Here is a 15075-nt window from a genome sequence, read left to right on the forward strand (position 1 = left end):
TGCTACTCGGTGCGAGTTTCTTTGCGCGAGGGGATGCCGAGCTTTTTCATGCGGGCTTCCAGCGTAGTGGCTTTCACGCCGAGCAGCACGGCGGCCCCACGCGGCCCTCTGATGCGGTAGTTGGTTTGGGTGAGGGCAGTCAGGATGCTGTCGCGCATGGTGTCCTGCATGGGCTTCACTTCCGGGCGGGCGGGTGCGCTGGGCGTTAGGGGCGCGGCGAGCTGCAAGGTCGGGGGCGCGGACAAAATGGCGGCGCGCTCCAGCACGTTTTCCAGCTCCCGGATATTGCCCGGCCAGGCGTAGTGCTGGATTTGCTGCAAAGAGGCGTTGGCAATGCTGGTGAAGGGCTTGCCGAGCTTCTGGCTGAGCTTGCGCAGAAAATAGGTGGCCAGCGGCAGCAGGTCGTCGGGCCGGGTGCGGAGCGGGGGTAGTTCCAGCGGAAACACGTTGAGCCGGTAGTAGAGGTCGGCGCGGAAGCGACCGGCGGCCACCTCTGCGGCCAGTTCTCGGTTGGTGGCGGCGATGATGCGCACATTCACCCGGAGCGGGCCTTTGCCGCCGATGCGCTCAACCTCTTTTTCCTGGAGCACGCGCAGCAGCTTGGCTTGCAGCTCCAGGGGTAGCTCACCGATTTCATCCAGAAACAAAGTGCTGCCGTGGGCTAGCTCAAACTTGCCGATGCGCCGCTCGGTGGCGCCGGTGTAGCTGCCTTTTTCGTGGCCGAACAGCTCCGACTCCATGAGCTGCGGGGGCAGCGCGGCGCAGTTTACTTTCACCATCGTGCGGGCGCTGCGCGGCGAGCGGTTGTGCACGGCGCGGGCAATCAACTCCTTGCCGGTGCCGGTTTCGCCCAGCAGCAGCACAGTAGCATCGGTGGGCGCTACCTGGCCTACTCCCCGCAGCACGGCTAGCAGCGCCGGACTGGTGCCAATGATTTCCTCGAAGTTGTGGCTGGTTTTCAGCTCCTCGCTGAGGTAGGTTTTCTCCTGCTCTAGCTGCTCGCTCAGCAGGCGGATGCGCTCGTAGGCCAGCAGGTTGTCCAGGGCCACGGCGAGCTGTTCAGCCAGCTCTTGCAGGAGCTGTAAGTCTTTGGCCGTGTACGCGTAAGCGGCCTTGCTAGCGACGATGAGCACGATGGCAGGCTGGTCCTTGAGCCGGATGGGCACCGACATAGAGGACTTGAGCTGGAGCAAGTTGCCGTAGTAGCGCGTTACTGGGTTGAGCTCGCGCGCTTGGGCAGCGGCTTCCCCGACGTTGAGCAAGGGGCGTTGTAACCAAGAATCCAGCCCGTCTAGGAGGCGTGCGGCCTCTTCGGTGCTTTCGGGCTGGGGAATGACTTCAAGTGGCAGAAGCTGAAAGCGGCCGCCTAGGTTGCCGACGGTGGCATCCATGGCGCTGGGGTGACGCAATACGCGCCCAACTCGGTAGAAACTAAGCAAATCAAGAGGTAGTAGCTCGCTGATGGCGGCCGCTACCTGGGGCGCTATTTCGGCGATGTCGCGGCCGTTGCGAAAGGCGCTAGCCACGGATAGTTCGGTGGCTTTCACTTGCCGGCGGCTCTCCAACTCTTCGTAGGCCAGTAGGTTATCTAGGGCCAGCGCTATCTGGGGGATGATGAGGCTGATGGCGGCGTAGTCATCGGCCGTAAACCCGGCGGCGGCCGTGGTGCCCAGTTGCAGGCTGGTGAAGGTGCGCTGCTGCAACACCACCGGAAAAAACGCCATCGACTGAATGCCGAAGGTCTCGCCGATGGCCCGGGCCATGCTGAATTCCTGGCTCAGAGTCTCGAAGGCCGCCCCGCTGAAAATGCCTTGTCGCTCGCCCAACTCAACGGCCGTGGGGTGCGCGAGCATGCTCAGCCGCTCGGCGGGCGTATCGGGGCCTAGGAGTTCGGGCAGGCGCACCCGCTCAAAGGTGCCCTGGGGCGTGCGGCGCAGCAGCATCCAGTAAAAAATCTGCTCTTCGGGCTGGCTCAGGCACAGGTTGAGCACGTTGATGGGCACGAACTGGTTGACCTGCGTGGCAATGGCGCGGCACAGTTGCTCGCGGTCGTGCAGCGTGGCAATGGCCTCATTCACGGCCATTTGAGTCTGCTGCTGCTGGCGCAGTTTGGCTTCCTGGCTGTGGGCGTGGCGGTAGCGGGCAATTTCGAGGGCCGCCAGCACGTCCCGCTCGCGGAAGGGCTTGTTGAGGAAGCCGTAGGGCTCAGTCACTTTCGCCGCGGCCAACACGTCGTCGGTGAGGTTGGCCGATAGGAACACGAAGGGAATGCGCTGCTGATTTAGCCAGTGCGCTAGCTCGATACCGGTTTCCGCACCTTTCAGAAAGATGTCCAGCAAGACCACGCTGGGCCGCGCTTCGGCCACTATGGCCCGCGCCTCGGCACCCGACTCGGCCAGCCCGAGCACCTGGTAGCCCGCCGCTTCCAGAATATCGCCTAGGTCATTAGCAATCAAGAACTCATCTTCTACGATGAGCACAAGGGCGGCGGATTCGGCGGGTGCGCGCATGAGCGTTTGGGCAGGGGTAGCAGCTGACGGCAAGCGACCGGGGTGTTTAAAATGTGTGGTGCCCAGGGTTTCTTCTTCAGGGGCCTAGGCAGTGAAGGGTAGGCCGTAAAGCTGCCGCTCGGAGAACATTTATCCAAAAAAATCTCCAATATATTGGATAACCCAACGCGCTGGAGATTTTCATACCCTATCAAATATTGCATTTTTCTGGTAGTAAATAGCTGTTTAGCAAGTGGTTTTATTGTAGTAAAGCTGCTATAGGGGGCGCTTGGCACCCATTTGGCAACCCGCCAGGTGACTACCGATTTTCTGCTTTTTCGCCCACGCTATGCAGGTTCTCCGCGACTACATCGACCAGCAAACCCGCTCCACTATTTCCGACGCCGATTTTGCCCTGGTTATGACCGAGCTGTTGCCTTATAGACTTCAAAGAAAGCAATACCTGTTGCAAGCGGGCGAAGTATGTCAATATCAAGCCTTTGTGATGCAGGGTGCGCTGCGCCTGTACTCGGTAGATGCGCGTGGCAACAAGCACATCCACGTGCTGGGGGTAGAAAGTAGGTGGATAGGCGACCGGGAAAGCTGGTCGCAACTCACCCCCTCGCCCTACTACATCGATGCCGTGGAAGATTCGGAGCTGCTGCTCATCAACTGCCCGCAGGCGCAGGGACTCGTGCGCACCGTGCCGCTGGTGGCCGAGCTGGTGCGTATCCAGGACGAGCGCAACGCAATTGCCACCCAAAAGCGCCTGCACGATGCCATTTCGTGCTCGGCCGAGGAGCGCTACGCCGCCTTCATCGCCCAGCATCCTACTTATGTGCAGCGGTTTTCGCAGCTCATGATTGCCTCTTACCTAGGCATTTCGCCCGAAACCCTGAGCCGCATCCGCGCCAAGCTGCCACCTGTTTCGGCGGCCGTAGTTGGCAGGCCTGGGGGCTGAGGCATTCTGATGTGGAGTTGGAGTCAGCTTATGGGGCGCCTCACCCCCGGCCCCTCTCCGAAAAGGAGAGGGGAGCCAGACGAATTTTAACAATTGCTGCCGCTTACTAGCACTCGGCTCCCCTCTCCTTTTCGGAGAGGGGCCGGGGGTGAGGCGCCCCGTGAGGCTAGCCTATACAGTGACTGCTAACGCAATAAATAACAGCACTATGCAAGATTTTCGCACCTATATCGACGCTGGTAGCACTACCCCCGTTTCCGACGCGGACTTTGCGCGTATCTGCGCCGCGTTTGGGTTGAAAAAGCTGAAGAAAAGGGCGTTTTTGCTGCGGGCCGGCGAGGTCAGTAAGCACTTTGCCTTCGTGCTGATGGGTGCGGTGCGCCTGTACAGTGTGGACGACCGGGGCAACGAGCACGTGCTTGGCCTAGGGGTCGAAAACTGCTGGGTAGGCGACCGGGAAAGTTGGGTGCTGCTCACGCCGTCGCGCTTTTACCTGGAGGCACTGGAAGACAGCAGCTTGCTGCTGATAACGTACGCGCAGATGCAGGAGCTACTCCGCACGGTGCCGGCCTGGGCCGAGCTGATGCGGGGCGTGGACCGCCGCCACGAGATTGCCGCCCAAAAGCGACTGCAAGCGGCCATTTCCAGCACGGCTGAGGAGCGCTACCTCGCCTTTTTGGCGCAGCACCCTAGCTACGAGCACCGTTTTTCGCAGCACCTGATTGCGTCCTACCTCGGCATTTTGCCCGAAACGCTGAGCCGCATTCGCACCAAGCTGCTGGCCGCCAAGGCCCAACCGGCCGCAGTGCTTTCTTGATATAAGTCAAGGAAACCCCCTGGCCTACCTAGCCACCTTTGCACCAGCAGCGCCCCAAGGAAGGCCCTGCAAACTAGCACGCACGCCATGGCCAAATCCATCATTGCGCAGGTAGGGGGCACCAACGCCCGAGTGGGCAAACTGCTCGTCAACCGGCTGCTACCCAGCCGCATGGTAGCCGCCGTGGGCCCGTTCGTTTTTTTGGACCACGTGTACCCTACCCGGTTCGAGCCCCAGGTGCCCAAGGCACCTACCGGCGAAACAGCCCACCCCCACCGGGGCATTGCCACTTTCACCTACGTGCTGAGCGGCGCCCTTGAGCACTACGACAGCGCCGGCCACCACGGCGTGGTAGCGGCCGGCGGCGCGCAGTGGATGAAGGCCGGCCGGGGCGTGCTGCACGACGAAAACCTGAGCCTGGATTTTCAGGCCAAAGGCGGCGTGCTGCACGCGCTGCAATTCTGGCTAAACCTGCCGGCCCGCCACAAAGCCGAAGCCCCCGACTACCTGGCCCTGCACTCGACGGCGGTGCCCGAAGTGCTGCTGCCCGAGGCGGCCGGTAGCCTGCGCGTGCTGCTTGGGGCGCTGGGCGATGCCGCGTCGCCGGTGCCTGCCAGCAGCCCGCAGTTTCTGTATCACATGCTGCTCAGCCCCAAAGCCACCTTTACCCTCGCCACCAAAGTAGACCTCGACTACGCCGCCTTCGTGCCGGCCGAGCCAGTGCGGCTCAACGGCGAGCCGCACGGTCAGAGCGAATTGGTGCTGTTTGGGGCCGAGGTCGGCCCCATCACCTTCACCAATCCCAGCATCGAGCCGGTGAGCGTGCTGGTGTTTGGCGGCGAGCCGATACCCGAGCCAGTGGTGGCCCAGGGGCCTTTCGTGATGAACAGCCACGCGGAAATAGCCACGGCCTACGAAGATTTTTTTGCCGGCGAGTACGGGCAGATTACCTACGAAGTCGTCACGTCGCCGCAGGATTTATCCACCCGCATCACCCTGCTATGAACCCCGCATACCAAGCCCTCCCCCTCCTCGACAACACCTACGACCAGCAATTTGAGCTGGAAGTGGCGGACGCTACGGCGCTGGTGCAGTACCAGCTGCACCACCAGTACCTCAGCCTGATACACACCGAAGTGCCCGCTGCCCTGCAAGGCCAAGGGGTAGGCAGCGCCCTCGTGGAAAAGGTGCTGCGCCAAGCCGACGAGCGCCACCTAACTCTCATTCCGCTGTGCCCCTTTGTGGCACGCTACCTCCACCAGCACCCCGAGTGGTACCGGCTGGTGGCCCCGGGCTACCGGCCCGCCAATGCTTAGCAAATAATTCGCTCCTAACTGCTTACTCACATTCTACCTCAACCGAAACGTATGAAAATAGGAACCATTGGTGCGGGCAATATTGCCCAGGCGTTTGTGCGCCACGCGGCCAAAGCCGGCTTTGAGATTGTCATTAGTAGTAAATCGGGGCCGCCCTCACCGAGCTGGCGGCTACCCTAGGGCCGGGCGTGCGGGCGGGCACGGTCGAAGAAGCCGTGCAGGCCGACCTCGTGCTGCTGTCGGTGCCGTGGGATGCCGTGGCCGACGTGCTGGCCCACGTGCCCGCCTGGCAAAACCAGGTGGTCGTGGACACGACCAACGCCATTCATTTCCCCGACTTCACAGCGCTGGACCTAGGCCCGAAAACCTCATCCGAAATCGTGGCTGAGCAAGCCCCCGGCGCCCGGGTAGTGAAGGGCTTTAATGCAATGGGCGCGGCCATTTTGGCCCTCGACCCGCACGAGGGGGCAGGCAAGCGGGTCATCTTTATTTCCGGCGATGATGCCTCGACTAAGGCGGAAGTCCTGCACCTGCTCGATGCTATGGGCTTTGCCGGCATCGACCTAGGCGGGCTGGCTACGGGCGGCCGCTTCCAGCAATTTCCCGGCCCGCTATCTGGCACTAACCTAGTCCAGTTTCCGGTGTAGCGGCGGGCCGCCTGCCGCACTATTTCTTTTTCACCTTGCACCACCACGTGCGCAACCCACAATTTAACAAGCCTATGCAAGCTCCTCCTTTTGCCACCGACCAACACATTGACCCGCAGGTAATCGAGTTTCTCAAAGCCCTGAACACCGGCGGGCCCGGCCTCGAAACCCTGCCTGTGCCCGACGCCCGCCAGGTGCTGGTCGGCGCCCAAGCCTCGGCTAAAGTGAACCTCTCAGGCGTGGAAACCACGCAACGCACCATCGAGCAAGACGGCTACACGGTGCCGCTGCATATCGTGCGCCCCACCGGCACCGCCGACACGGTGCTACCCGTGTTCATCTTCATCCACGGCGGCGGCTGGGTGCTCGGCGACTTCCCCACCCACCAGCGCATGGTGCGCGACCTGGTAGTAGAATCAGGTTACGTAGCCGTGTTTGTGGACTACACGCCCAGCCCCGATGCGCAGTATCCACAGGCCATCAACGAAATCTACGCCGCCACCAAGTGGGTAGCCGAGAATGGCGCCGAAATCAACGTAGATGGTAAGAGCCTAGCTATCGTCGGCAACAGCGTAGGCGGTAACATGACGACCGTGACGTGCCTGCAAGCCAAGGAGAAAGGCGGCCCGCACATCAAGTTACAAATCCTGATGTGGCCCGTGACCAGCGCGGCCTTCAGCACCGAGTCGTTCGAGCTGTATGGCCAGGACCGCTTCCTCACCGCGCCGCTCATGAAGTGGATGTGGAGCACCTACACCACTGACCCCGCCCAGCGCCGGGAAATCTACACGTCGCCCCTCAACGCGACTTCGGAGCAGTTGGCTGGCCTACCGCCCGCCCTGATTCAGGTAGCTGAGAACGACATTTTGCGCGACGAGGGCGAAGCCTACGGCCGCAAGCTCAGCGAAGCCGGCGTGCCCGCCACCACCATCCGCTACAACGGCATGATTCACGACTTCGGCCTGCTTAACGCCCTAGCCGAGGTGCCTGCGGTCAGGTCGCTATTCGTGCACGCCGCGGCCGAACTCAAGAAGCACCTCGGCTAGGCATGCCGCGTTGCGTTCGATTCGCTCAGCCCCTGCTTTTTGCCCGAGTGAGGGTGAAAGGCAGGGGCTGTTGAATAAGGGGCAGCTACGCAGTGCGCCAGTTCGCGGCACTCTTTCCTACAATCCATCAGCCCCAACTTATGAACCAGTCTTTCTGGCTATTAGGCACCCTCACACGCATTCTAGCCGACCATGAAACCACCGAAGGCCGCTACGACCTCATTGAGGGCACTTTCCAGCCCGGGGTAGCCACGCCGATGCACCGCCACACCACGTATTCCGAGCACTTATTTGTGCTGGAAGGCGAGTTTACTGTGCACACTGAAGCCAAGGTAGTCGTGGTGAAACCAGGCGAAAACTTCTTTATTCCGCGCGGCACTGTGCATGCCGTAGTAAGTGGCCTGGCACTAGCGCGCGGGCTAGTAGTAGCTTCGCCTAGTGGCTTTGCCCGGCTCATCAAAGCGGCGGGCACCGTGGCCGACTCGACGGACCTACCCCCTACTACGCCACCCGACATGGAGGCGTTTGCCCGAGCTTCGGCCGAAGTGGGCGATGAAGTAGTTGGACCACCTCCATCAATTGGGAGCCGATAAGGTAGCTATCGTGCTATTCACCTAGGGGTACCGCCTGCAAATAGCTCATTGTCTACCCCTCTTACCCTCCTTGCTTATGCCTCTCACCACAAGAAACTTGCTTCTGCTTTCGCTTTTAGCTACTGCACCCTTGCTAGCCGCCCATGCCCAGACGCACGACCACCACGGCATGTCGGCCCCAAAAAGCAGCGCACCGCACGCCATGCATTTGATGGCAGATATGACACCGGCTGCCTTAGCACCGAGTTCACCCGCGGCGGCTTTTCACCAGCAGATGGATTCGGTGATGACAGTCATGGACATTGGCATGAAGCAGATGGGCGGCGTGCCGCCCACTGATATCGACGCCAGCTTTGCGGCCATGATGGTACCTCACCACCAGGGCGCCGTGGATATGGCCCGCCTGCAACTGCTCTACGGCAAAGACCCCGAGCTGCGCCGGTTAGCTCAGAGTATTATCGCGGAGCAACAAATTGAGATTCAGCAGATGAATGCCTGGCTGCGCAAGCATGGAGCTGCGGCGGCTACCTCACCTGCCGCCGCGCAACACTGACTTTTCCTTCTAGCTCTTTCCTATGAAATACCTGCTTTTAGCGCCGCTCTTGGTGGGGGCGCTGCCGAGCTACGCCCAGACCGTAAGCCACCGCGACCGGGTGTACACCGCCGACCAGATTTCGAATACTGTTTCGGTGATTGACCCAATGGACAACAAGCTGCTGGGCCAGATTATTCTAGGCAAGCCCCAGCCCGACGTACTGACGCCGCTTTATCGGGGGCAGGCGCTGGTGCACGGCCTAGGCATGGCGCCCAACCACAAGACCCTGGCCGTAGTATCCATCGGCTCCAACAACGTCACCTTCATTGAGCCGGCCACCAACACCATCAAGGGTAGCGTGTACGTGGGGCGCGCCCCGCACGAGCCTACCTTCCGGCCCGACGGCAAAGAGGTGTGGGTGACCGTGCGCGGCGAGGACTACCTCTCGGTTATTGACGTGGCTACCATGCGTGAAACCCGCCGCATTCAGGTGGCTAATGGGCCGGGCATGGTGGCGTTCAGCCCCGACAACAAGCTGGCATTCGTGTGCTCTAGCTTCTCGCCCGAGTTGGCGGTAATCGATGCGGCCACGTACAAAATCATCAAGCGTATTCCGGTCGTCAGCCCGTTTTCGCCCAACATCTTTGCCAGCAAAGACGGCCAGCAAGTCTGGTTCACACACAAAGACGTGGGCAAGGTGTCGGTGCTTGATGTGAAGACGCTTAGCATCACCAAAGTACTCGACACCGGCCCCATCACCAACCACGTCACGACCCTCGAAACGGGCCTAGGCAAAGTCGCCTACGTGACGGTGGGCGGCGAAAACGTGGTGAAAGTATACTCTCGCGAACCGGGTTTTAAGCAGCTAGCCACCATTCCGGTAGGGGCCCTGCCGCACGGCCTCTGGGCCTCGGGCGATGCCAGCCGCGTGTACCTAGACCTGGAAAATGCGGACTCCGTGGTAGCTATCAACACGGCCACCAACCGAGTAATCGGTAAAGTCAGAATTGGCCAGGCGCCAATGGCACTGGTCTACGTGCCGGATGCCGTGCCCGCGGGAGCCACGGGTAGCAGCAACCTAGGTCGGCAGCTCGTCGACCAGCCCGCCATGGTGCGCCAACTAAAGCCCACGCAAGCTGGGGCCGCCGCAGGCTCCCTGGTCACGCGCTCCGAAGGCCTGGTTGACCTCGTATCCTTTTCGCTGGCTCACCTCCAGCCCGATACCGAGTACGATGTCTACCTCAGCCGCGCCACGCAGGCCCCGTACTCCCGCGACTACCCCCTGCTCACGGTGCGCACCGATGCCAAGGGCGGCGCCATGAGCCAGACCCTAGGCCCCGTGCAAGCCGTGCAAAATGGGGACCTAGCCATCGTAGGCAAAGCTTACCAGCGGGTAGTAGTAGCTCCCAAAGCAGCTGGCAGCGCCCCGGTGCTGCTCAGCGAGTAACCCCCTTCGCGAAAGGTACCACAGCTAAACAGCTCTACCCTGCTCAACTCTCTGCTATGCAACACTTCTTAGACGTTTCGTACCGGCCGCAGGAGCACGTGCTAGTGGCCCGCTGGATACAACAGATGCGCACCGATACCGACTTCGAAGCGGGCTACCACTACCTGCTGCAAAAGGCCCGGCAGTACAATTGCCCCTTCTGGCTGCTCGATGTGCGGCGCTGCCCGCCCAATTGCGCCCGGCAGGCCCGCTGGCTACTGGACGAGTTCTGCCCACTCGTGGCCTCGGCCTTCAGCTCATCAGAACCCATTTACAGCGCGCACCTGGTTTTCCCGTCCCATTTGGTGCATTACACCGACATCGTGCTGCCCATTCTGGCCCATCCAAATAATCGCTATTATCAGGCTGCGGCGTTTATCGATGAAGGGCCTACCATTTCCTGGCTGCACGGCCAGCAGCCTGCTTAGCTGACTTGCTTTTTCTACTGGGGGTAGGCGCCACCACCTAGCGCGGGCCAGGTTTTGACCTTGACAATTATCAACGTGTTTTCTTGATAATTGTCAACGAAGGCGGCGGAGGAGTAAGGGGACCTTTGTCATGTCGAAACAGCCTGAATAAACAGGGCCGACACAACCTCAATCCGCAGCAAGTCAGATAATACACTTGCTGCAACTACCCTCTTGTTTTATGAATCGTTTGACCGATAAAATCGCTTTTGTAACTGGTGGCAGCCGCGGTATTGGCGCCGGCATTGTGCGCCGCTTGGCTGCGGAAGGGGCCGATGTGGCCTTCACATACACCCACGCCGCTGCCCAAGCCGAAGCCTTGGTGACCGAGCTAGCCAGTACGGGCCGCCGGGCGATGGCTATTCGGGCCGACAGTGGCGATACGGTCGCCATTCGGGCGGCCGTGGCCGATACGGTAGCGCAGTTCGGGCGCATTGATGTGCTGGTGAACAATGCGGGCTTGTTCATCACGGGTACCGTCGATGATGCCGGCGCTGACCTAGCGGCCTTTGACCGGCAACTGGCCGTGAACGTGGCGGGCGTGGCCGCCACCGTGCGGGCCGCCGTGCCCTTCATGGAGGAGGGTGGGCGCATTATCTCCATTGGGTCTACGGGCGGCAGTCGGGCACCCTTCCCCGGCATTGCCGACTACGTAGCCACCAAAGCTGCCGTGGCCGCCTACACCCGCGGCTGGGCCCGCGACCTAGGGCCCAAAGGCATCACGGTGAACGTAATACAGCCCGGCAACATCGACACAGAGATGAACCCGGCCACGAGCGATTTTGCCCCGGCGCAAGCTGCCGGCACGGCGCTAGGCCGCTACGGGCGGGTTGAGGAAATTGCTGCCACGGTGGCCTTCTTAGCCAGCGCCGAAGCCTCCTACATCACCGGGGCTACCATCAATGTGGATGGCGGGCAAAGCGCTTAGCCGGCACACAAGGCAGGTCTTACGCTTCTTCCACTAGCTAACTATGGAACCATATTTGTCAACCGTGCCCACCGGCGTCGTGTATATGCAAGCGCCCGGGCCGCCTTCGGTCCTGGTATATGGCCAGGAAAAAGTCGGGGTGCCCGGGCCGGGGCAGGTACGGGTGCGCCAAGCGGCCATCGGCGTCAACTTCGTTGATACCTACTTCCGCAACGGCAGCTTCGCGGTTAACTCCTTTCCCTTTGTGCCCGGCGTCGAAGCGGCCGGTACCATTGAGGCCGTCGGCTCGGACATTACCGGGTTCCGGGTAGGCGACCGGGTGGCGTACCACTTCGTGGTGGGAGCCTACGCCGAAGTTCGCCTGATGCCCACCAACGGCCTGGTGCACCTGCCAGATGAAATCACCTTGGCCGAGGCAGCGGCCGTGACTACCAAGGGCTTGATGGCGTGGGCCTTGCTCCGCCGCATTTACCTGGTGCAGGCCGACAGCGTAGTGCTGGTGCACGCCGCAGGCGGCGGCGTGGGCTCGCTAACGGCGCGCTGGGCCCGGGCGCTGGGGGCCACGGTTATCGGCACGGTAGGAACGACCGCGAAGCTAGCTGTGGTGCAGCCTTACCTCGACTATGCCATTGCCACCGACGAGGAGGACTTTGCGGCGCGCGTGCTGGAAATTACCAACGGGCAAGGCGTTGATGTCGTATATGATGGGGTAGGGCAAGCGACGTTTGCCGCCTCCGTGCCTGTGGTAAAGCCCGGCGGCACCCTCGTGCTCTACGGCTCATCGTCGGGACGGCCTCAACCGGTGGCACCTGCCGTGCTCGCGCAGCGGCAACTCACTGTGGTGTCGCCCGTGCTGGGCACCTACCTACCCACTCAAGCCACGCTAGCGCAAGCCGCTGCAGAAGTGTACGCCGCCCTCCAACAAGGCTGGTTTGGGGAGCTGACGACGCAGACCTACCCCTTAGCCGAAGCCGCCCAAGCCCACGCGGACTTGGAAGCCCGGCGCACCACGGGCTCGGTGCTACTGCTGCCTTAGCTACACGCAGCAATCTTCTTTGACGGTGTGCCCTAGGTGGCACCTAGGTAGGCTGCTATTTGATAAACACGGTCGGGGGCTAGGATGATACCAAGCAAAAAGTCTTTTCTTTTGCGCTTGGTACCATCCTAGCCCCCGTTCATTTTTGCTGTGTTTGAGCAGTATTTGCAGAGTAAAGCGTCTTTCACCCCGGCCGAAATCGAGCAAATAAAAGCGGCGAGCGTCGTGCGCACGCTGCGCAAGCGGCAGTACCTGCTCCAAGCCGGCGACGTGTGGCAGTCCAATGCCTTCGTGGCCAGTGGCTGCCTGCGCACCTACTCCGTCGATGCCAAAGGTCTGGAGCACATCATCGGGTTTGCCGTGGAAAACTGGTGGGCCACCGACCAGGAAAGCCTACTTTCTGGCCAGCCGTCGCGCTACAACATCGAGGCCACGGAGGATACGACGGTGGTAGTGCTTAAAAACGACGACTTTGAGCAGTTGCGTCGCGAAGTGCCGGCCTTTGATAAGGTAGTTAACGCATTGGTGCTCCGCACCTTTATGGCTGCGCAAAGTCGGGTGCACTCGGCTATCAGCTATTCGGCCGAGGAGAAGTACCGTGAGTTCCTGCAAAAGTATCCGGGCTTGGTTCAGCGCATTCCGCAGCATATGGTGGCCTCCTACCTGGGCCTCACGGCCGAAACGCTCAGCCGCATCCGCCGCCAACTGTAGATGCTACCCCTAGGGTACCGTTAGGGCATCTCGACAGGGACACTTTGGTAATCACCACCGCAAAAGCCGTTTCCCGGCGGGTCAATCCGTATCGCTAGGTGAAAGCGCCAGCAGTCCTCAAGCAGCTTGAGGAGTAGCTTTTCTTGATAAAAGTCAATGCCTAGGGGGTAGGGATGCTGGCACCTTTGTCGGGTGCCTGGCAGCTCTTGCCTGAGCCTTTTACTACTTGACTTTTAATGCTTTTGTGATGGCTTCTCTCTGTTCTCACCTCTCTGCGCTCGACCCGGCGCATCTGAAAACCGCCCCGCAGCACGTCTGCCCCGAGTGTGTAGCCCTAGGCGACACCTGGGTGCACTTGCGCACGTGCCAGGAGTGCGGCCACGTGGGCTGCTGCGACCAGTCTAAGAACACGCACGCGACCAAGCACTTCCACGCCACCCAGCACCCGGTGGTGTCGTCGGCCGAGCGCGGCGAGCGGTGGGTGTATTGCTACCCTGACCAGGAGTTCGCGGAGTACTAGGCTAATTCTTAGGCGTTTCGTTCGCACGCGCATGGCTCAGCTATTGCCTCCCGACCCTACTGCCCTCGACCACATCACCGCCTTTCGCGGCCTACCCCCCGAGGTGCTGGCCTGGCTGCGGCAAGCGGGCGAGCTACACCAGTACGCCGACGGCGAAACCGTGGTGCTGGCCGGTGCCCCCGCCGACAAGCTGCTGGCCGTGGTGCGGGGCGGCACCCACACCCAGCTGCCGGGCGATGCCAGCGCCCGCGGGTTCCGGCTGGCGCCCGGCGACGTGGGCGGCTTGCTGCCATATTCCCGGCTTCAGTTCTTCCCGGCGCAGGGCGTAGCCGTGGGCGAAACAGTGCTGTATGAGCTGCCTAGCCGCCATTTTCCGGCCCTAGAGCAGGTAAGCCCCGAGCTGGTGCAGCGCCTGGTGGGCATCATGAACGACCGGGCCCGCGACCTGGTGCGCACGCAGGAGCGCGACGACAAGCTGCGGGCCCTGGGCAAGCTCTCGGCTGGCCTCTCGCACGAATTGAACAACCCGGCCGCGGCCATCAGCCGAGCTGCGGCTTCGCTCACTACTGCTTTGCAGGTAATTCCGAACCAATTAATTGAGCTTCTGGCCAGCTGTCCGTCTGCCGAAACGGTGGCGGCCATCACGGCGCTGGCCGTGCTGCCTACGGAGCTACCCCCGCCCTTGTCGGCCCTGCAAGCCGCCGACCGCGAAGACGAGCTAGCTACCTGGCTCGAAGACCACGGCTGCCCCGATGGCTATGCGCTGGCCGCGGGCTTGCTCGATGCTGGCTTGGGTGTAGCAGCCCTCGCTCCGCTGGCGGCCCAGTTGCCGGCCCGCGCCCGGCCCGCTGCCTTTGCCTGGCTCAGCGGCCACCTGACGGCCGCGCGCCTCACCCGCGACATCAGCGAGGCCGCCCAGCGCATCAGCACGCTGGTGGGCGACGTGAAAACCTACTCGCACATGGACCGCGCCCTAGGCCCCGAAAAGCTAGCCGTAACCGCCGGGCTCGACAGTACGCTCCATCTATTTGCGCACGCGCTACGAGAGAAAAACGTGCACCTCACCCGCGCCTACGCCCCCAACCTGCCGCTGATAACGGGCCAAGCTGCCAGCCTCAACCAAGTCTGGACTAATCTGATTGATAACGCCTTGGATGCACTGCCCGCCACGGGCGGAGAACTGATGGTACGCGTCGAGCCGTGCGAAAACTGCCTGGTAGTCGGCGTGCAGGACAATGGCACAGGCATCAGCGCCGAGGTGCTGGCGCACTTGTTCGAGCCCTTTTACACCACCAAGCCCCTAGGCGAGGGCACGGGCCTAGGGCTCGACATTGCCCGGCGCATCGTGCAAGAGCACGGCGGGCGGCTGGAAGTTTCCTCTGAGCCGGGGCGGACAGAATTCACTGCTTGGCTGCCTATCAGCTAGCTTTTCTACCCCCACAAACACCCCCATTTTACTGGTCATCAAACTTGCCAGCGAGCTACTCGCCGCCATACGAGTCCTTGGCCCTTCCGCAGCAGAT

At 61.6% G+C, this 15075-nt stretch carries 17 protein-coding genes; 16 read left to right on the forward strand and 1 reads right to left on the reverse strand.

Features of this window, described 5'->3' with window-relative positions:
- Nucleotides 1-2: 2 nt before the first annotated feature.
- The gene (locus BXP70_RS19275) at nucleotides 3-2510 is read right to left on the reverse strand and encodes a sigma 54-interacting transcriptional regulator (RefSeq protein ID WP_086595757.1); all 2508 of its coding nucleotides are present in this window, start codon (nucleotides 2508-2510) and stop codon (nucleotides 3-5) included.
- A gap of 328 nt (nucleotides 2511-2838) precedes the next feature.
- Here BXP70_RS19275 and BXP70_RS19280 point away from each other — a divergent pair, with 328 nt between their 5' ends.
- The 16 genes from BXP70_RS19280 to BXP70_RS19350 all read left to right on the forward strand — a co-directional run bounded on the left by BXP70_RS19280 (nucleotide 2839) and on the right by BXP70_RS19350 (nucleotide 14978).
- Complete coding sequence (locus tag BXP70_RS19280) at nucleotides 2839-3450, forward strand: Crp/Fnr family transcriptional regulator (protein ID WP_086595758.1); 612 nt, start codon at nucleotides 2839-2841, stop codon at nucleotides 3448-3450.
- A gap of 208 nt (nucleotides 3451-3658) precedes the next feature.
- On the forward strand, nucleotides 3659-4267 hold the full coding sequence (locus tag BXP70_RS19285; protein ID WP_086595759.1) for a Crp/Fnr family transcriptional regulator: 609 nt from the start codon (nucleotides 3659-3661) through the stop codon (nucleotides 4265-4267).
- Nucleotides 4268-4354: 87 nt separating this feature from the next.
- On the forward strand, nucleotides 4355-5272 hold the full coding sequence (locus tag BXP70_RS19290; protein ID WP_086595760.1) for a pirin family protein: 918 nt from the start codon (nucleotides 4355-4357) through the stop codon (nucleotides 5270-5272).
- Nucleotides 5269-5583, forward strand: coding sequence for a GNAT family N-acetyltransferase (locus BXP70_RS19295; RefSeq protein ID WP_086595761.1), 315 nt, complete (start codon nucleotides 5269-5271; stop codon nucleotides 5581-5583). Before BXP70_RS19290 ends, BXP70_RS19295 begins: the two co-directional genes overlap by 4 nt.
- 51 nt (nucleotides 5584-5634) lie before the next feature.
- Complete coding sequence (locus BXP70_RS30810; protein ID WP_218779821.1) at nucleotides 5635-5763, forward strand: NAD(P)-binding domain-containing protein; 129 nt, start codon at nucleotides 5635-5637, stop codon at nucleotides 5761-5763.
- An 8-nt stretch (nucleotides 5764-5771) separates the two neighbouring features.
- Entirely contained in the window at nucleotides 5772-6230 is a 459-nt protein-coding gene (locus tag BXP70_RS19300; RefSeq protein ID WP_218779823.1) for an NADPH-dependent F420 reductase, read from the forward strand.
- Nucleotides 6231-6304: 74 nt separating this feature from the next.
- Entirely contained in the window at nucleotides 6305-7276 is a 972-nt protein-coding gene (locus tag BXP70_RS19305; protein ID WP_086595762.1) for an alpha/beta hydrolase, read from the forward strand.
- Between the two features lie 140 nt (nucleotides 7277-7416).
- Nucleotides 7417-7869, forward strand: a complete 453-nt coding sequence (locus BXP70_RS19310; protein ID WP_086595763.1) for a cupin domain-containing protein — start codon at nucleotides 7417-7419, stop codon at nucleotides 7867-7869.
- Between the two features lie 76 nt (nucleotides 7870-7945).
- Entirely contained in the window at nucleotides 7946-8422 is a 477-nt protein-coding gene (locus BXP70_RS19315) for a DUF305 domain-containing protein (RefSeq protein ID WP_218779824.1), read from the forward strand.
- A 22-nt stretch (nucleotides 8423-8444) separates the two neighbouring features.
- Complete coding sequence (locus BXP70_RS19320; protein WP_086595764.1) at nucleotides 8445-9851, forward strand: YncE family protein; 1407 nt, start codon at nucleotides 8445-8447, stop codon at nucleotides 9849-9851.
- Nucleotides 9852-9907: 56 nt separating this feature from the next.
- A complete protein-coding gene (locus BXP70_RS19325; RefSeq protein WP_086595765.1) occupies nucleotides 9908-10318 on the forward strand; it encodes a hypothetical protein in 411 nt (136 codons plus the stop codon).
- A gap of 220 nt (nucleotides 10319-10538) precedes the next feature.
- Entirely contained in the window at nucleotides 10539-11285 is a 747-nt protein-coding gene (locus BXP70_RS19330; RefSeq protein WP_086595766.1) for an SDR family NAD(P)-dependent oxidoreductase, read from the forward strand.
- Nucleotides 11286-11328: 43 nt separating this feature from the next.
- A complete protein-coding gene (locus BXP70_RS19335) occupies nucleotides 11329-12321 on the forward strand; it encodes a quinone oxidoreductase family protein (RefSeq protein ID WP_086595767.1) in 993 nt (330 codons plus the stop codon).
- Nucleotides 12322-12471: 150 nt separating this feature from the next.
- A complete protein-coding gene (locus BXP70_RS19340) occupies nucleotides 12472-13032 on the forward strand; it encodes a Crp/Fnr family transcriptional regulator (protein WP_245849690.1) in 561 nt (186 codons plus the stop codon).
- 247 nt (nucleotides 13033-13279) lie between these two features.
- On the forward strand, nucleotides 13280-13552 hold the full coding sequence (locus BXP70_RS19345; protein WP_086595769.1) for a UBP-type zinc finger domain-containing protein: 273 nt from the start codon (nucleotides 13280-13282) through the stop codon (nucleotides 13550-13552).
- Between the two features lie 31 nt (nucleotides 13553-13583).
- Nucleotides 13584-14978, forward strand: coding sequence for a sensor histidine kinase (locus BXP70_RS19350; RefSeq protein ID WP_086595770.1), 1395 nt, complete (start codon nucleotides 13584-13586; stop codon nucleotides 14976-14978).
- Nucleotides 14979-15075 lie beyond the last annotated feature (97 nt).

It is taken from the genome of Hymenobacter crusticola (assembly GCF_002154225.1).
GTDB lineage: Bacteria > Bacteroidota > Bacteroidia > Cytophagales > Hymenobacteraceae > Hymenobacter > Hymenobacter crusticola.